The 17,066-nt window shown below is 70.6% G+C and carries 18 protein-coding genes; 9 read left to right on the forward strand and 9 right to left on the reverse strand.

Annotated elements, in window-relative coordinates:
- Window positions 1-188: hypothetical protein (locus CA984_RS46565; RefSeq protein WP_207621128.1), on the forward strand; the 188-nt coding region annotated here is incomplete at its 5' end.
- Window positions 189-192: 4 nt separating this feature from the next.
- Here the strand turns inward: CA984_RS46565 and CA984_RS32540 are convergent.
- The 3 genes from CA984_RS32540 to hrcA are packed head-to-tail and all read right to left on the reverse strand — an operon-like array spanning window position 193 to window position 3,135.
- Window positions 193-924 carry a 16S rRNA (uracil(1498)-N(3))-methyltransferase gene (locus CA984_RS32540; RefSeq protein ID WP_086577300.1) on the reverse strand — a complete coding sequence of 244 codons (732 nt, stop codon included), beginning with the start codon at window positions 922-924 and terminating at the stop codon, window positions 193-195.
- A gap of 42 nt (window positions 925-966) precedes the next feature.
- Window positions 967-2,109, reverse strand: a complete 1,143-nt coding sequence (gene dnaJ, locus CA984_RS32545; RefSeq protein ID WP_086577301.1) for a molecular chaperone DnaJ — start codon at window positions 2,107-2,109, stop codon at window positions 967-969.
- A gap of 12 nt (window positions 2,110-2,121) precedes the next feature.
- On the reverse strand, window positions 2,122-3,135 hold the full coding sequence (gene hrcA, locus CA984_RS32550; RefSeq protein WP_031163981.1) for a heat-inducible transcriptional repressor HrcA: 1,014 nt from the start codon (window positions 3,133-3,135) through the stop codon (window positions 2,122-2,124).
- Between the two features lie 183 nt (window positions 3,136-3,318).
- Between hrcA and CA984_RS32555 the strand changes: the two genes are divergently transcribed.
- The 3 genes from CA984_RS32555 to CA984_RS32565 are packed head-to-tail and all read left to right on the forward strand — an operon-like array spanning window position 3,319 to window position 5,697.
- Window positions 3,319-4,113 carry a hypothetical protein gene (locus CA984_RS32555; protein ID WP_086577302.1) on the forward strand — a complete coding sequence of 265 codons (795 nt, stop codon included), beginning with the start codon at window positions 3,319-3,321 and terminating at the stop codon, window positions 4,111-4,113.
- A gap of 55 nt (window positions 4,114-4,168) precedes the next feature.
- On the forward strand, window positions 4,169-5,011 hold the full coding sequence (locus CA984_RS32560) for a DUF3097 domain-containing protein (RefSeq protein ID WP_086577303.1): 843 nt from the start codon (window positions 4,169-4,171) through the stop codon (window positions 5,009-5,011).
- Entirely contained in the window at window positions 5,008-5,697 is a 690-nt protein-coding gene (locus CA984_RS32565; RefSeq protein WP_086577304.1) for a DUF4870 domain-containing protein, read from the forward strand. Before CA984_RS32560 ends, CA984_RS32565 begins: the two co-directional genes overlap by 4 nt.
- 52 nt (window positions 5,698-5,749) lie before the next feature.
- Here CA984_RS32565 and hemW read toward each other — a convergent pair whose 3' ends face one another.
- Window positions 5,750-6,961 (reverse strand): radical SAM family heme chaperone HemW, encoded by a 1,212-nt coding sequence (gene hemW / locus CA984_RS32570; protein WP_086577305.1) that lies wholly within the window; start codon window positions 6,959-6,961, stop codon window positions 5,750-5,752.
- A gap of 370 nt (window positions 6,962-7,331) precedes the next feature.
- Between hemW and CA984_RS32575 the strand changes: the two genes are divergently transcribed.
- Window positions 7,332-8,609, forward strand: coding sequence for a glycoside hydrolase family 18 protein (locus tag CA984_RS32575; RefSeq protein WP_086577312.1), 1,278 nt, complete (start codon window positions 7,332-7,334; stop codon window positions 8,607-8,609).
- A 240-nt stretch (window positions 8,610-8,849) separates the two neighbouring features.
- Here the strand turns inward: CA984_RS32575 and lepA are convergent, their stop codons facing one another.
- A complete protein-coding gene (gene lepA, locus CA984_RS32580; RefSeq protein ID WP_086577306.1) occupies window positions 8,850-10,688 on the reverse strand; it encodes a translation elongation factor 4 in 1,839 nt (612 codons plus the stop codon).
- A gap of 131 nt (window positions 10,689-10,819) precedes the next feature.
- Here lepA and CA984_RS32585 point away from each other — a divergent pair, with 131 nt between their 5' ends.
- Both CA984_RS32585 and rpsT read left to right on the forward strand, forming a co-directional pair.
- Window positions 10,820-11,764, forward strand: coding sequence for a glycoside hydrolase family 18 protein (locus CA984_RS32585; protein WP_242676301.1), 945 nt, complete (start codon window positions 10,820-10,822; stop codon window positions 11,762-11,764).
- Between the two features lie 148 nt (window positions 11,765-11,912).
- The gene (gene rpsT / locus CA984_RS32590; protein ID WP_031163994.1) at window positions 11,913-12,185 is read left to right on the forward strand and encodes a 30S ribosomal protein S20; all 273 of its coding nucleotides are present in this window, start codon (window positions 11,913-11,915) and stop codon (window positions 12,183-12,185) included.
- A gap of 358 nt (window positions 12,186-12,543) precedes the next feature.
- On the opposite strand, the gene CA984_RS32595 is transcribed toward rpsT, so the two are convergent.
- Window positions 12,544-13,032, reverse strand: coding sequence for a MarR family winged helix-turn-helix transcriptional regulator (locus tag CA984_RS32595; protein ID WP_086577308.1), 489 nt, complete (start codon window positions 13,030-13,032; stop codon window positions 12,544-12,546).
- Between the two features lie 73 nt (window positions 13,033-13,105).
- On the opposite strand from CA984_RS32595, the gene CA984_RS32600 reads away from it, so the two are divergent.
- Window positions 13,106-14,035: an EamA family transporter gene (locus tag CA984_RS32600; RefSeq protein ID WP_086577309.1), complete on the forward strand. Its 930-nt coding sequence runs from the start codon at window positions 13,106-13,108 to the stop codon at window positions 14,033-14,035.
- Between the two features lie 130 nt (window positions 14,036-14,165).
- Here CA984_RS32600 and holA read toward each other — a convergent pair whose 3' ends face one another.
- Window positions 14,166-15,137, reverse strand: a complete 972-nt coding sequence (holA, locus tag CA984_RS32605; RefSeq protein ID WP_242676302.1) for a DNA polymerase III subunit delta — start codon at window positions 15,135-15,137, stop codon at window positions 14,166-14,168.
- A 113-nt stretch (window positions 15,138-15,250) separates the two neighbouring features.
- On the opposite strand from holA, the gene CA984_RS46570 reads away from it, so the two are divergent.
- Complete coding sequence (locus CA984_RS46570) at window positions 15,251-15,403, forward strand: hypothetical protein (protein WP_165781501.1); 153 nt, start codon at window positions 15,251-15,253, stop codon at window positions 15,401-15,403.
- Between the two features lie 298 nt (window positions 15,404-15,701).
- Here the strand turns inward: CA984_RS46570 and CA984_RS32610 are convergent, their stop codons facing one another.
- Window positions 15,702-16,169, reverse strand: coding sequence for a hypothetical protein (locus tag CA984_RS32610; RefSeq protein WP_086577311.1), 468 nt, complete (start codon window positions 16,167-16,169; stop codon window positions 15,702-15,704).
- Window positions 16,170-16,468: 299 nt separating this feature from the next.
- On the reverse strand, window positions 16,469-17,066 hold a 598-nt coding region (locus CA984_RS32615), incomplete at its 5' end, for a ComEC/Rec2 family competence protein (RefSeq protein WP_423229343.1).

Raw genomic sequence — 17,066 nt, forward strand, 5'->3', positions numbered from 1 at the left:
ACAGCACGGTGGTCGAGCCCGAGGAGCTCCCCGAGGAGTGCAGGGAGACACAGGCGCCGACCCCGAAGCCCTCGGAGGCGACCACGCCCTCGGAGCACCCGTGCACGGCCGGCGAGTGCCCGCCGACCGACGACCAGCCGGCGCCCCTGCCGACGGAGTCGACGACCTCCGTCTCCTCCGGCGGCTAGCGGGTCACCAGCGGCCGGTGCGCGTCTGAAGCACCGCCGCCGCGGCGACCCCGGCCGTCGAGGTGCGCAGCACCGTCGGCCCGAGCAGCGCCGGCACCGCTCCCGCCTCGCGGAACGCGCTGATCTCCTCATCGGCGACCCCGCCCTCGGGGCCGACCACCACGACGATGTCACCGGCGCCGGGAAGCTCCAGGGTGGAGAGCGGGGAGGCCGCCTCCTCGTGCAGCACGACGCCCAGGGCCGCCGCCGACAGCAGCGTGACGACCCCGGCCGTGGTGGCGGGCTCGGTCACCTCGGGCAGGTGGAAGCGGCGGGACTGCTTGGCGGCCTCCCTCGCCGTGGAACGCCAGCGGTTCAGCGCCTTGGCCGCCCGCTCGCCCTTCCACTGGGTGACGCACCGGGCCGCGGCCCAGGGCACGATCACGTCGACCCCCGCCTCGGTCATCATCTCCACGGCCAGCTCGCCCCGGTCGCCCTTGGGCAGCCCCTGCACCACGACCAGGCGGGGCCGCGGAGCCGGCGCATCGTAGCGGCGCAGCACCTCGACGCGGAGGGAGTCCCGGCCCGCCTCCCGGACCACGCACTCGGCCACGGCGCCCGCGCCGTCGGTCAGATCGAGCCGCTCCCCGGCCCGCAGCCGCCGCACGGCGGCCGCGTGGCGTCCCTCGGGGCCGCCGAACGTGAACTCCTCCCGGGCCAGGTCGGCCGGATCGGCCAGGAAGACCGGGACCGTCATCGGCCGGTGCGGGCGGGTCCGCGCGACCGGGAGACGTGCCTGTCAGCGGCCATTGAACGCATCCCGCAGCCGGGAGAAGAACCCCTGCTGGCCGGGGGCGAACTTGCCGGGCGGGCGCTCCTCGCCGCGGAGCTTGGCGAGCTCGCGCATGAGCTCCTCCTGGGCCGGGTCGAGGCGCGAGGGGGTCTCCACGTTGACGTGGATCAGCAGGTCGCCGCGGCCGGTCTCGTTGAGGCGCTGGACACCGCGGCCGTAGAGCGGGATGGTCTGCCCGGACTGGGTCCCCGGCCGGATGTCGAGCTCCTCCGCGCCGTCGAGCGTCTCCATGGTCAGGATGGTGCCGAGCGCGGCGGCGGTCATCGGGATCTGCACGGTGCAGTGCAGGTCGTCGCCACGGCGCTCGAAGATCTCGTGCGCGCGCTCGACGATCTCCAGGAACAGGTCGCCGGGCGGGCCGCCGCCCGGGCCGATCTCACCCTCGCCGGCGAGCTGGATGTGGGTGCCGTCCTCCACGCCGGCCGGGATGCGGACCTTGATGGTCCGCCGCGTGCGGACCCGGCCGTCGCCGGAGCACTCCTGGCAGGGGTTGCGGATGATCGAGCCGAACCCGCCGCACTGGGGGCAGGGACGGGAGGTCATGACCTGGCCGAGGAAGGACCGGGTGACCTGGGAGACCTCGCCCCGGCCGTGGCACATGTCGCAGGTGTCGGGGTGGGTGCCGGCCGCGGCGCCGGAGCCCGTGCAGACCTCGCAGAGCACGGCGGTGTCGACGACCAGCTCACGGGTGGTGCCGAAGCCCGACTCGCGCAGGTCGAGCTCCACCCGGATGGTGGCGTTGCGGCCCCGGCGGGCACGTGACCTGGGACCGCGGCCACCGCCGCCGCCGGCCGCGCCGAAGAAGGCGTCCATGATGTCGCTGAACGGGAAACCCGCGCCGAAGCCTCCGGCGCCCGCACCCCCGCCCGCGGCGAACGGATCGGCGCCCATGTCGTACATCTGGCGCTTGTTGGGGTCGGACAGGACCTCGTAGGCCTGTGTGATGTCCTTGAACCGCTCCTGAGTCTCAGGGTCGGGGTTCACATCGGGATGCAGCTCCCGCGCCAGGCGACGGTAGGCCTTCTTGATCTCTTCCGCACTGGCGTCACGGCGCACCCCGAGGGTGCCGTAGTAGTCGCTCTTAGCCACTTAGTTGACCTCTTAGGATGCAGCCAGGATCTGGCTGACGTAGCGTGCCACCGCGCGCACCGCGCCCATCGTGACCGGGTAGTCCATTCGCGTCGGACCCAGCACACCGAGCCGGGCCAGTTGCTTGTCCCCCGAACCGTATCCGGCGGCGACGAGCGACGTGCCCTGGAGCCCGGTGTAGGGGTTCTCAGAGCCGATCCGCACCGTCAGCGCCGACAGGTCGGAGGTCTCACCGAGCAGGCGCATGAGCACCACCTGCTCTTCCAGGGCCTCCAGCACGTCGCGGAGCCCGACGGTGAAGTCGGCTCCCGCGAGGTTGGCCGCCCCGGCGAAAACGATCTTTTCATCATGCCGGTCCACGAGGGACTCCAGCAGCACCGACAGGACGGTGGCCGCCAGCGGACGGTCCTCCGCCGGAAGCCGTTCCGGCAGGTCGGCGACCATGTCGGGGACCCTGGCCAGCCCGCACCCGTCCAGGCAGGCGTTGAGCGTCGCGCGGAGGTGGGCGACGCGGGTCTCGTCGACCACGTCGGGCAGCTCGACCACGCGCTGCTCGACCCGCCCGGTGTTGGTGATGAGCACGAACATCAGCCTGCGCTCGCTCAGCGGGACCAGCTCGACGTGCCGGACCGTGGAGTTGGTCAGCGTGGGGTACTGCACGACGGCGACCTGCCGGGTGAGCTGCGCCAGCAGGCGCACCGTGCGCATCACGACGTCGTCGATGTCCACGGCTCCGGCGAGGAAGGTCTCGATGGCCTTCCGCTCGGCGCTCGACAACGGCTTCACCTGCGAGAGCCGGTCGACGAACAGCCGGTAGCCCTTGTCGGTGGGCACCCGGCCGGCGCTGGTGTGGGGCTGGGCGATGTAGCCCTGCTCCTCCAGCACCGCCATGTCGTTGCGGATGGTCGCTGACGAGACGCCGAGGTTGTGCCGTTCGACGAGGGCCTTGGAACCCACCGGCTCGTTGGTGGACACGTAGTCCTCGACGATGGCGCGAAGCACCGCCAGCTTGCGGTCGTCGACCAACGCGCTCACCTCCCTGCCTGCGCCCGAACGTAAAACACCAGCTCTGGCACTCTGTGTTCCCGAGTGCCAAGTGTACGGCTCCAGCCCACGGGGTGCGATAACACGGCGTCAGGATGATGGAGCCAAGCGGGCAGCAAGTCAACTGCTATCGGTATACAAGCGGCAAGCCCCACAATTTACGACATGTCGAACGATTTCGTATCCCCCTCCGGGGGCGGCCCCTCCGGCACCCCCGGTCACGGCGCCCCCGGTTACGGTGCCCCCGGTCACGGCGCCCCCGGTTACGGTGCCCCCGGTCACGGTGCCCCCCAGCAGCCCTACGGCCAGCAGCACCAGGGCGCCCCTCCCTACGGATACGCACCTCCCGGCTACGGGACGCCCCAGGGCCCGCCGCCGAAGACGAAGGTCAAGCCCGGCATCGGCTGGATCGTCGGCGCCTGGCTCGTCTTCGTGCTCAGCGTGATCGTCGGCATCGCCGGGTTCGCCGGCGGCATCTTCAGCGCGATCACCGACGCCGCGCCCACCAGCTCGTTCCAGCCGGGCCAGACCGTGACGGTCAAGCTCGACCCGGCGGACAAGCCCGCCATCTACGTCTCCGCCGCGACGGGCACGAAGTTCGAGTGCCAGATCCAGGGCGATCCGGGAGCCGTCAGGCTCCAGCAGCCGAGCCTGGACCAGACCGTCACCTCCGACGGCGTCATCTGGGAGCTGGCCCTGCGGGTGGGGGTGGACAAGGCCGGCGACTACCCGCTCACCTGCACCACCTCCGAGGGGGCGAGCGCCAAGTTCGGCGTCGGCAAGGAGATCGCCGCCGACTCGGTGGTGGGCGGGGCCGTCGCGCTGTTCGCGGTGCCGGGCCTGGGCTTCCTGCTGGCCGTCATCGTGACGATCGTCGTGCTGGTGAAGCGGAGCGGCGCCCGCAAGCGCCAGGCCGCCACGGCGGGGCAGTGGGGACAGCCGGGACCGTACGGCAGGTGATCGCGGCTTTTGCTACCGTCCACTTGATCCCTGAGAAGAGAGTGGGCGGCCGGTGATGTACGAGCGTGACGTGCTGTCGGAGGACTGGAGGCGCCCCCTCAGGGGGAAGATCCCCCAGGTCCCCGCAGAGCTCGACCTCGTCGTGGAGGACGCCGACGGCGGCTTCTGCGGCGCCGTGGTGGCCTGCGACAAGGAGGCCGTCACGCTGGAGGACCGGTTCGGGCGACGGCGGCTGTTCCCGCTGGAACCCGCCGCATTCCTCCTGGAGGGCAAGGTGGTGACGCTGGTGCGGCCCGCCGCCGCGCCGCGGGGCCCGAGGCGGAGCGCCTCGGGCTCGATCGCGGTGGAGGGCCTGCGTGCCCAGGTGGCCAAGGAGAGCCGGATCTACGTGGAGGGCGTGCACGACGCCGCGCTCGTGGAGAAGGTCTGGGGCCACGACCTCCGGGTGGAGGGCGTGGTCGTGGAGTATCTCGAGGGGGTCGATCACCTGCCCTCGATCGTCGAGGAGTTCGAGCCCGGCCCCGGCCGCCGCCTGGGCGTGCTCGTCGACCACCTGGTCCCCGGCTCGAAGGAGAGCCGGATCGCCGCCCAGGTCTCCTCACCGCACGTGCTGATCGTCGGACACCCGTTCGTCGACGTCTGGCAGGCGGTCAAGCCCTCGGTGCTGAAGATCGCCTCCTGGCCGTCGGTGCCGCGCGGCGTACCCTGGAAGGAAGGGGTCATCGCCGCTCTGGGCTGGGATCTGGAGCCCGCTGACGCGTGGCGCCGCATTCTCGGATCGGTGGCCACCTACGCCGATCTGGAGCCGGAGCTTCTCGGCCCGGTCGAGGAACTGATCGACTTCGTGACGGTTCCCGGCGAGGATGGTCAACCCCGCACCCATCAGGAGGGGTCATGAGCGACAGCCCCGAGGAACCGCGGCCCGGGTCCGCGGACGACGAGCCCGCCGGACACACCGGCCGGCCGTCCCAGCCCGGCTACCCCCCGCCACCTCAGCCCGGCTACACCCAGCCCGGCTATACCTCGCCTCAGCCCGGCCAGGACCACACCCGGCCCGGCCACACCCAGCCTCAGCCCGGCCAGGGCTACCCCCAGTCCGGCCAGGGCTACCCGCCACCGGCCGCGTCGCCGTACGGATCGGACGGCCACGACTACCGGCGGGGCTATCAGGGCGGCTACCAGGAGGCGTACCCGCCGCCCGGCGCCTACGGCCCGCCGCCCGGCTACGGATACCCGGCGCCGCCGGGGACGTACGGCCCGCGGCCCGGGAGCGACGACACCACCATGGCCATGCTCGCCCATCTGCTGGGCCTGCTGACCTGGTTCGTCGGCCCGCTGGTGGTCTATTTCGTGAAGAAGGACGACTCCCCCTACGTGCGGGACCAGGCGGCCGAGGCGCTCAACTTCCAGCTCACCCTGATGATCGCCTACTTCGTCTCCTGGATCCTGGCGTTCGTGCTGATCGGCTTCATCCTGATGTTCGTGGTGTGGATCGGGTCGATCACCTTGATGATCGTCGCCGCCGTAGCGGCCAGCCGGGGCGAGAGGTACCGCTATCCGTTGAACATCCGCTTCATCAGCTGACCGGGGACGCACGCCCGGCACTTACATCTCCCCCGGACCCCGCCGGCGGCTCTCAGGTCAGATCGCGTACCAGGGCGTCGGCCAGCAGGCGGCCGCGCAGTGTCAGCACCGCGCGGCCCGCCTTGAACGGCTCCATCTCCAGCAGGCCGTCGGCCAGCGCCCGGGCGACGACCGGCGGCCTTTCGATCTCCCTGAGCGGGAAGCCCCGGACGAGCCTGAGCTCCAGCATCAGCCGCTCCACCGCTCTGTCCTGCGGAGTCAGCACCTCGCGCGCGTGCGCGGGCGAGACGCCGGAGGCCAGGCGCTGGGCGTAGGCCGCCGGATGCTTGACGTTCCACCAGCGGGTGCCGCCGACGTGGCTGTGCGCGCCGGGGCCGACACCCCACCAGTCGCCGCCGGTCCAGTAGAGCAGGTTGTGCCGGCAGCGTCCGGCCTCCGAGGTCGCCCAGTTGGACACCTCGTACCACTCGAAGCCGGCCTCGGCGAGCATGGCGTCGGCGATGAGATAGCGATCGGCGGCCACGTCGTCGTCGGGCATCGGCAGCTCGCCGCGCCGGATCCTGGCCGCCAGCCTGGTGCCGTCCTCCACGATCAGCGAGTAGGCGGACACGTGGTCGGGCCCGGCCTCGATCGCCGCGGCCAGCGAGGCCCGCCAGTCGTCGTCGCTCTCCCCCGGCGTGCTGTAGATCAGGTCCAGGTTGACGTGGTCGAACCCGGCCTCCCTGGCCTCCCGTACGGCCTGCGCCGGCCGGCCGGGGGTGTGCCGGCGCTCCAGCACCTCCAGCACGTGCTCACGGGCGCTCTGCATGCCGAAGCTCATCCGGGTGAACCCGCCGCCGCGCAGCTCGGACAGGTAGGCCGGGTCCACCGACTCGGGGTTGGCCTCGGTGGTCACCTCGGCGCCGGGAGCGAGCCCGAACTCCTCCTCGATCGCGCCCAGGATCCGGACCAGGTCCCCGGCGGGCAGCAGGGTGGGGGTGCCTCCGCCGAAGAACACGGTCTCGACCGGAAGGTCCGCGTCGCCCAGGTTGGCCCGGGCCCGCCGTACCTCGTCGACGGCGGTGTCGGCGTAGTCCTTGTGCGAGGCGCCGGGGCCGAGCTCGGACGCCGTGTAGGTGTTGAAGTCGCAGTAACCGCAGCGGGTCACGCAGAAGGGCACATGGACGTAGAAACCGAAGGGACGCCCGCCGAGCCCGTGGAGCGCGCTGTCGGGGAGCCGGCCCGAGGCCGGTACGGGATCACCGTCGGGAAGAGTGGATGGCACAACACCAAGTCTGCCGCTCCGGCCGCGATGCCCGGACCGTGGCGCCGCGCCGGACCCCCGCGCGCCCACTGACCGCGGAGCCGTACAGAGCCGTACGGCGGCACAGACGCATCGCAGAGCCGTACGGCGGCACAGGACACATGACGGAGCCGTACGGCGGCACAGACGCATCGCAGAGCCGTACGGCGGCGCGGAGGCCGTCCAGCGCGGCTGCGGAATCGCGCGGCGGAACGGGGGTGTACGCCCCGGGTGACCGCTATGCGGCAAATCCATGGAAGACCGTTGACGCTCAGTTCGCCCAGGTCTACGATCCGGGAAAACTTAAAGGAAAGTTTCCTATAAGTTACCCCCCCAGCAGGTGGAGAAGCCCGTGCAGAGACTCCTCCGGAACACGCTCGCGGCGGCCCTCGCCGCCGGTCTGACGGCCCTGGCCGCACCGGCGCCCGCCCAGGCCCAGGCACATCCGGACCACGGCGACCGCTTCAAGCGGGTCGCCTATTTCGTTCAGTGGGGCATCTACGGCCGTAACTACCACGTCAAGGACATCGACACCACCGGCGCGGCGGCCAAGCTCACCCATATCAACTACGCGTTCGGATTCGTCGGCGCCGACGGCGACTGCGTCTCCTCCGACGCCTGGGCCGACTGGCAGCGCCCGGTGCCCGCCGACCAGAGCGTGGACGGCGCCGCCGACGCCGACGGCCAGGCCCTCAGCGGCAACCTGAACCAGCTGAAGAAGCTCAAGGCCAAGCACCCCGGCCTCAAGGCGATGATCTCGCTCGGCGGCTGGAGCGGCTCGAAGTACTTCTCCGACGCGGTGCTCACCGCCGAGGGCCGTACCAAGCTGGCGGCCTCCTGCGTGGACCTGTGGCTCAAGGGCAACCTGCCCGGCGCCGCGCCCGGCGCGGGAGCAGGCGTCTTCGACGGCATCGACCTGGACTGGGAGTGGCCGGGCTCCTCCGGCGCCGACGGCAACGTCATCAGGCCCGAGGACAAGCGCAACTTCACGCTGTTCACCGCCGAGCTCCGCCGCCAGATGAACGAGTTCGACCGCAAGAGCGAGCTGAGCGCCTACCTGCCCGCCGCGGCGGCGAAGATCGACTCGGGTTTCGAGGTGCGCGAGCTCTTCAGGCACTTCACCTTCGCCACCGTCCAGGGCTACGACCTGCGCGGCTCATGGGAGACCGTCACCGGTCACAACGGCAACCTGTTCGCGGACCGGCGCGACCCCAACACGGTGAAGTACAGCGTGGACCAGACTGTCCGCGACTACCTGTCGCGTGGCGCCCCGGCCAGGAAGATCGTGGTCGGCGTCCCGGCGTACGGCCAGGGCTGGACCGGCGTCACCGGCGGCGGCAACGGTCTGTTCAAGAGCGCCACCGGCCCCGCCCAGGGCACCTGGGCCGCCGGTGTCGACGACTACGAGAACATCGTCAAGAAGCCCGGCAAGCGCTACCGCGACCTGCGGACCGGCGCGGCCTGGATCTACGACGGCAACGAGTTCTGGTCCTACGACGACCCCACCACGGTCACCCAGAAGGCGGCCTACATCCGCCTGAAGGGTCTCGGCGGCTCCATGATGTGGTCCATCGACCAGGACGACGCCAAGGCCTCGCTGACCTCGGCGCTCTACAGCGTCCTGCGCTGAGGCGTCTGTCCCCCAGACCGGGCGGGGCCGCAGGTCCTGGGTCACCGGCGACCCCGCCCGCACGTCCCGGCCTCCGCTCCCGCCCGGCGATCCCGTCCCCGTGGGCGGAGCGGCAGGGGCGCACCGGCTCCCTGTCACCGTGGCGGCCCGGAAGGCCCCGGTGGCCGCGACGCCGCCCCGATCGCGGGGTGAGCCGGCGTCCACCGGCTCACCCCGCCGGGAATCCCCGGCCGGGAGCGGCTACTTCTTGGCCTTGTCGGTGGACGACTCGGTGGACAGCGCGGCGACGAAGGCCTCCTGGGGGACCTCCACCCGGCCGACCATCTTCATCCGCTTCTTGCCCTCCTTCTGCTTCTCCAGCAGCTTGCGCTTACGGGAGATGTCACCGCCGTAGCACTTGGCGAGGACGTCCTTGCGGATGGCGCGGATGTTCTCACGGGCGATGACCCGGGCGCCGATGGCGGCCTGGATCGGCACCTCGAACTGCTGCCTCGGGATGAGCTCGCGGAGCTTCTTGGCCATCTCCACCCCGTAGGCGTAGGCCTTGTCCTTGTGGACGATGGCGCTGAAGGCGTCCACGGCCTCGCCCTGGAGCAGGATGTCGACCTTGACCAGCTCGGACTCCTGCTCGCCGGAGGGCTCGTAGTCCAGTGAGGCGTAACCGCGCGTGCGGGACTTGAGCTGGTCGAAGAAGTCGAAGATGATCTCGCCGAGCGGCATGGTGTAGCGGATCTCGACGCGGTCCTCCGACAGGTAGTCCATACCCTGCAGGTTGCCCCGGCGGTTCTGGCAGAGCTCCATGATGGCGCCGATGAACTCCGAGGGGACCAGCACCGTGGACTTCACCATCGGCTCGAAGACCTTTTCGACCTTGCCCGTGGGGAACTCCGAGGGGTTGGTGACGGTGACCTCCTTACCGTCCTCCATGATCACCTGGTAGACCACGTTGGGCGCGGTGGAGATGAGCGAGAGGTTGAACTCCCGCTCCAGGCGCTCGCGGACGATCTCCATGTGGAGCAGGCCGAGGAAGCCGCAGCGGAAGCCGAAGCCGAGGGCCGCGGAGGTCTCCGGCTCGTAGACCAGGGCGGCGTCGTTGAGTTGGAGCTTGTCCAGCGCCTCACGGAGCTCGGGGTAGTCGTCGCCGTCGATCGGGTAGAGCCCCGAGAAGACCATCGGCTTGGGGTGCTCGTAGCCGCTGAGCGCCTTGGCGGCCGGCCGCGCGACGGAGGTCACGGTGTCGCCGACCCGCGACTGGCGGACGTCCTTCACACCGGTGATGAGGTAGCCCACCTCACCGACGCCGAGCCCCTTGTCGGCGATCTTCGGCTCCGGCGAGATGACGCCGATCTCCAGCGTCTCGTGGGCCGCGGCGGTGGACATCATCAGGATGCGCTCGCGCTTGCCCAGGTGACCGTCCATGACCCGGACGTAGGTGATCACGCCGCGGTAGGTGTCGTAGACGGAGTCGAAGATCAGCGCGCGGGCGGGCGCGTCGGCGTCGCCGACCGGGGCCGGAACGTTCTGGACGACATGGTCGAGCAGCTCCCGGACGCCCACACCGGTCTTGCCGGAGACCTTCAGCACGTCCTCCGGCTCGCAGCCGATGAGGTGGGCGATCTCCGCGGCGTACTTCTCCGGCTGCGCGGCGGGAAGGTCGATCTTGTTGAGCACCGGGATGATCGTCATGTCGTTGTTCATGGCCAGGTAGAGGTTGGCCAGCGTCTGCGCCTCGATCCCCTGCGCGGCGTCGACCAGCAGGATGGCGCCCTCGCATGCCTGGAGCGAGCGGGACACCTCGTAGGTGAAGTCGACGTGCCCGGGGGTGTCGATCATGTTGAGGACGTAGTCGGTGTCGCCCATCTGCCACGGCAGCCGGACCGCCTGCGACTTGATGGTGATGCCGCGCTCGCGCTCGATGTCCATCCGATCGAGGTACTGGGCGCGCATTGAACGGTCGTCGACCACGCCGGTGATCTGCAACATGCGGTCGGCAAGCGTTGACTTGCCATGGTCGATATGCGCGATGATGCAGAAGTTGCGGATCACCGCGGGATCGGTCTGGCCAGGCTGAATGCGCACCGGTGTCCGTTTCGACGGGATTGATGACGATCGACGACTGGCATACCAGCCGTCTTCCATGGTGACATGTCCGGGTGATTGCCCGGACCAGAGCACGGCGCGGCCTGCGGTTTCTCGCGATGGTGGCGGCCGTGCTCCTTGTGCTTCCCGGGGTGGCCGCAGCCACCCTCACGCTCCAGTTTACCGGGACACCCGCCCCGTGGGCGAAGACCACCGGTCACGACGCCCTGTGGCTCGGCCACGCGTGGGTGGACGGCCGCAAGAACGCCGCCGATCTGAAGGAGCTGGCCGCCCGGCTGCGCAAGACGGGGATCAGGGACGTGTATGTCCACTCCGGCCCCTTCGAGTACGACGGGACGCTGCCCGCCGCCAAGCATCCCGCCGCCGAGGACTTCCTGAAGCGGTGGCGCGCGGAGCTGCCGAAGGTGCGGGTCTCGGCGTGGCTCGGCCAGAAGGTCGACGGCGGCCTGGACCTCGACGACCCGGCCACCAGGCAGCGCGTGCTCGACAGCGTGAGCGGCGTCATGACGCTCGGCTTCGACGGCGTGCACTACAACTTCGAGCCGATCGGCAGCGGCGACACCGAGTTCCTCGACCTGCTGACCCGGACGCGCCCGATCGTCGGCGACGGCCTGCTCTCCACCTCGACACCGCAGATCGAACCGTTCCCGCTGACCCGCCCCGCCGTCCGCGCCGTCATCGGCCACGACAAGTACTGGTCGCCCGAGTACTTCAAGGAGGTCGCGGCCCTCACCGACCAGGTCGCGATCATGACCTACGACTCCGGCCTCCCCTCCGAACTGCTCTACGGCGGCCATGTCGTACGGCAGGGCGGCCTCGCGCTGGAGCTCGTGCCGCCGGAGAGGACCGTGCTGATCGGCGCCCCGGCCTACCACGACCACAACGTGCCGTGGGTCGACGCGGCCGAGAGCGTCGCGACGGCGGCCGAGGGCGCGCGGCTGGCGCTGACCGCCTACGGCAAGCCACGCGAGCGGTTCGGGCTGGCCCTGTACGTCGATTTCGCGGCCACTGCGGAAGACTGGGCGGAGTACGAGCGATTCTGGTCTCGTCCATGACAACAGCACGGTAAACTGATCAGGCATCCCTCTGTCCAGGCAGTCGATTTGAGCGACCGTCCAGGCAGTTGGTAGCCTGTTCAACTGCGTGTGGCGCGCCCTCTCTGCCCGCGCGCCCCACTCCGACGACATTCACCGAGGCTTCTTCGTGGCGAACATCAAGTCCCAGATCAAGCGCAACCGGCAGAACGAGAAGGCCCGGCTGCGTAACAAGGCTGTCAAGTCGTCCCTCAAGACGGCGGTCCGCAAGTTCCGCGAGGCTGCCGACCAGGGCAACGTCGACCAGGCCGTCGTGCTCCAGCGCGCCGCTTCCCGCCAGCTGGACAAGGCCGCCAGCAAGGGCGTGATCCACAAGAACCAGGCCGCCAACCGCAAGTCGGCGATCGCCCAGCGCGTCGTCGAGCTCTCGGCCGCCAAGTAACCCAGGTTCTTCCGGACGCCGCATCCCCCGCACGGGGGGATGCGGCGTTCTGGCGTTCCACCGGGGTACGACGTCCCGGCGTTTCGCCGGAGTACGCCGTTTCGGCGTTTCGGCGTTTCGGCGTTTTACGAGAGTGCGGCGTCCCGGCGTCTCCCGAGAGCACGGCGCCCCGGCGTCGGCGGGCGCCGGGCGGTTCCCGACGAAAGTCAGGAACTCCGTTCCGGCGCGCAGGCGCCGCCCAGCCGTATCAGGAGCCCTGCCGCAGCGTTCGGGAGCCGCCACACGCGACAGGAACCCCGTTCCGGCGTGCAGGACCCGGCGCCCGGCCCGGACGGGCGATTCACCGGACGGGTCCGGATCACTCCAGCTCGCCCAGCAGAGTTCTGAGCAGGTCGCCGAGCCGCTCGCGATCCTCCTCCGGCAGCGCGGCCAGCGCCTCGCGCTGAGGCTCCAGTCCCGCGGCCACGGCCTCGTCGACCAACTGGAGCCCCTTGGGGGTCAGGCTGACCCGCAGTGCCCGGCGGTCGTCCGGGTCGGGGGCGCGGACGATCAGAGCCGCCCGCTCCAACCGGTCGAGGCGTCCCGTCATGCCGCCGGAGGTCAGCATGAGCGTGGCGGTCATGGCCTTGGGCGACAGCGTGTACGGCTCGCCGGACCGGCGGAGGGTGGCGAGCACGTCGAACTCGCCCCGGCTGAGACCGCGGGCCCCGTACACCTCTTCCATGCGATCACCCATGAGCCGGGCGATCCGGTAGATCCGCCCGAAGATCCCCATCGAGGAGGGGTCCAAATCGGGCCGCTCCCGCCGCCACTGCAACATGATCCGGTCGACCGGGTCCTCTGTCATGGCAGCAGTGTAGCTTGACGGTAAATAACTTAGTGCTAAGTTACTTAGCATTGAGTTTAATGAAGGAGTCTTCATGCCGGCCCCCCGTCTCGCCCTCATCGCCACCACAGCCCTCGCCCCCGCGGTCTGGGGCACCACCTACATCGTGACCACCGAGCTGCTGCCCCCGGACCGCCCGTTGCTGACCGCCCTGCTCCGCGCCCTCCCCGCCGGCTTACTCCTGGTCGCCATGACGCGGACGCTCCCCCGGGGCAGCTGGTGGTGGCGGGCACCGGTGCTGGGCGCACTGAACATCGGCATGTTCTTCCCCCTGCTCTTCCTGTCCGCCTACCGGCTGCCCGGCGGCGTGGCGGGAGTCCTCGGCGCCATCCAGCCGCTCCTCGTCGCCGGATTCACCCGTGCCGTACTGCGCGAGACCGTCCCGGTCCACCGCGTGATCGCCGGGATCACCGCGGCGGTCGGCGTCTCCCTCGTCGTGCTCCGGGCCGACGCCGCCCTCGACGCCGTCGGTGTCACCGCCGGCGTCGTCGCCGCGGCGGGCATGGCCGCGGGGGTCGTCCTCACCCGCGCCTGGGGGAAGCCGCCGGGCGTGAGCGACCTGGCCCTCACCGGCTGGCAGCTCACCGCGGGCGGCCTGATGATCGCCCCTGTGGCCCTCGCCGTCGAGGGCATGCCGCCCGCCCTGGACGGAGCCGCCGTCGGCGGCTACCTCTGGCTGGGCCTCGTCGGCACGGCCGCCGCCTACACCCTGTGGTTCCGCGGCATCGCCCGGCTGCCGGCCGCCCAGGTGTCCCTGCTCGGCACCCTCAGCCCGCTCACCGCGGCACTCCTCGGCTGGATCGCCCTCGGCCAGTCCCTGAGCCCGCTTCAGCTCACCGGCTTCGCGCTGGCCCTCGGCGCGACCGTCCTCGGCCAGCTCCCCGCATCCCCGCGGATGCGCGTGGGGTCGAGGAGCGACCTCACGCCTCCGGTGGACGTCCAGCGCAGGACGGACCAGCGCTGATCGCGTCGGGGAGGCGGAACCCAGCCCTGCATTCCGCGTCCAGCCCCGATCGGCCAGGGGCGATCACGGACAGTTTTAGATCTTGCGGAGCATCTGACCTGCGACGATGTCGCACATGCGGAGAACGGTCCTAGCGGCCGGTACGGCTGGCCACGACAGTCTGGATCATGTGCTCCAGCGCGTAGGCGGGGTCGGCACCGCCGCCCTTGACCTGCTCGTCGGCGGTGGCGGCCGCCTGGAGCGCACGGGCGATGCCGTCGGGGCCCCAGCCGTTCAGCTGCCGCTGGACCCGGTCGATCTTCCAGGGCGGCATGCCGAGATGGCTGGCGAGCTGCCCGCCGCGCAGGTTGCGCGGGGCGCCGCCCACCTTCGCGAGCGAGCGCAGCCCTCCGGCGAGCGCGCTCACCAGCAGGACGGGGGCCGTTCCGGTGGCGAGCGCCCAGCGGAGCTGCTCAAGGGCGTCGCCCAGCCGTCCTTCGACGGCGGAGTCGGCCACGGTGAACCCGCTGACCTCGGCCCGCCCCCGGTGGTAACGGGCGACGGCCGCCTCGTCGATGGCTTTGCCCGGGGTGTCGAAGGCCAGCTGGCTGCAGGCGGCGGCCAGCTCCCGCAGGTCGTTGCCCACCGCGTCGAGCAGGGCGGCGGCCGCGTCGGCGCCGATGCTCCGCCCCGCCCGCTTCAGCTCGGCCTTGACAAACGCGAGCCGTTCGGCCGGCTTGGTCAGCTTGGTCACGGCGACCACGTGGGCACCGGCCTTCTTGACCCCGTCCACCAGGGCCTTCCCCTTGACCCCGCCGGGGTGGACGAGGAGCAGCACGGTGTCGTCGGCCGGGTGGGCGGCATAGGAGACGATCTCGGTGACGACCTCCTTGGACAGGTCCTGGGCCGAGCGGATCGCCACCACCGACCTGTCGCCGAACAGCGACGGCGAGGACAACCGGGTCAGCTCCCCCGGCTCCACCTTCCCGCCGATCAGGTCGTACACCTCGGTTCCCGGGTCCGTCGCCCTGGCCGCCGCGATCACCTCGCCCACCGCGCGGTCGGCCAGCAACTCCTCGTCGCCGAGTATCAGGATCACGGGTGCTGGATCGGTTGCCGCCATGTCCAGCAGCATGCCACGTGCCGGTGGCCGAATTGCAATCAGCAAGCCGTTCGCAATCCGAATGCAGGCCTCATGGGGCAGGCTCGGAGCAAGCAAGGGAGGTGAAACCCACGATGAACTCCACTACCTGCCGCCACGCCTGCCCGCACTGCGGGACGACCCTCGACGAGGGCCCCATCATGTACCGCTGCGCACACTGCAGCCGCTCGGTCTACGCCGCCGACGTGAACACCGAGTTCCGCCGCCCGGTCAAGGCCGCGCTCTGATCCCACGGGAAGCCACATGGCCTGCCCCCCGGGGAGACAGGGGACGGGGAAACGGTCCGCCGACGGCAGACCGTTCCCGGAGAGATCGGACTATGAGGGAACCCGGGGAAGCACGCACGGGAGGAATACAAGGGAAGACCGTGACCGGAACGCACGGAAAGGCCCACACGGGGAAGCCATGACAGGGAAGCCGTGACGGACACACGGAAGACCCACACAGGGAAGCCGTGACGGGCACGCACGGGGAGACCGTGACGGGCACGCACGGCGAGGCTGTGCCGGCGAGGGGGCGTAGGGGTCAGGTGGCCTGCGGGGTCTCCTTCCAGGCTTCGGCCCATCCTCCCTGCACCATGGTCTGGAAGACCCATCGGCCGCCGGCCTTCACCAGCAGGTCCGCGTAGCGCATGCCGTACGACTCTCCGTTCGCGGTCACCGTCGCGTCGGTGACCACGACGACCAGGTGCTTGGTCAGGAAATGCGGCGTACGGGTCGACTGCATCGCGATGTCACCCGGCTCGCCGCCTCCCATCACCTCGGCCATCGTGCGGGTGAACCGCTCACGGGTCCACTGGGCCGCCAACCCTTCACCGTCGGCGCTGTCGGTCACCACGTTGAGGGGGAACATCGCCATGTCCGCCATGCGTTCGACGTCGACCTTCGCGCTGTGGGCGTCGTATTCGGCGAACCACGCCTCGACGCTCTGCAGATCCTCGGCTGCCGGGATGAAGGCACCACTACCGAACGGGGATCCCTGAGTTTCCGTCACTGCTCGCTCCTTTGTCGTCGACACGCTCTACCCGGTACGCCGGTCGCCGGTCTCCCATCCCGCGTGGAGGCGGGCCAGAGTCCTCTGTGTCTCGACCGATATGAACCGTACGCCATACGGTACGCAGTACGGCAGAATTGTCAAACGTCCGTTCCCTCTCCGAGCGGCTGGAGAACCGGATGTCCAGCGCCTGCGGAGCCCGGGAAACGACTGTTACGCCTCCTCACCACGGCCCCGGTATGGCAGGTCCGCCCTGCGGTCATTTCACTGGGACTCGGCTCCGCCGACGTCATCGGTCGTCAGGGCCCCGGGCGATCACCCGTCCGGCCGGAGCGACCTCGGGGGATGACGGCCAGGCCTCCCCCACGGGCCACCACGGCGAGGGCTCCCGACAGGTCCGTCCGGTAGACCCGCACGCCGAGCCTGTTCAGCCGGGCCAGGGTCGACGGGGCGGGATGGCCGTAGTCGTTGTCCGCTCCGACGCTGATCAAAGCGGCGCGGGCGCCGGTGGCGGCGAAGAAGCCGGGGTCGTGTCCGGCTGATCCGTGATGAGGGACCTTGAGGATGTCGGCCGGCGGGAACCCTCGCCGGAGCAGCTCCGCCTGGGCCTCGGTCTCGATGTCTCCGCTGAGCAACGCCGTCCCGGCCGCCCAGCGCACGTGCACCACGACGCTGGCGTTGTTGACGACCGCTCCCTCCCCCCGCCCTTCCGGAGACGTCTCGGCCTGCGGAGCGATGATCGTGAGCTCGGAGGGGCCGAACCGCCAGCTCGCACCTGGCCGCGCCGCCCACTCGACGACCCGGCGACGGGCGAGATCGCCGCTCAACCTGGCGCTCTCCCGCTCCGCGACTCCGTACGGGGTCACCACCACCGCCCCCACCCCGCGTCCCCGGAAG

The organism is Streptosporangium minutum, from assembly GCF_002149035.1.
GTDB lineage: Bacteria > Actinomycetota > Actinomycetes > Streptosporangiales > Streptosporangiaceae > Streptosporangium > Streptosporangium minutum.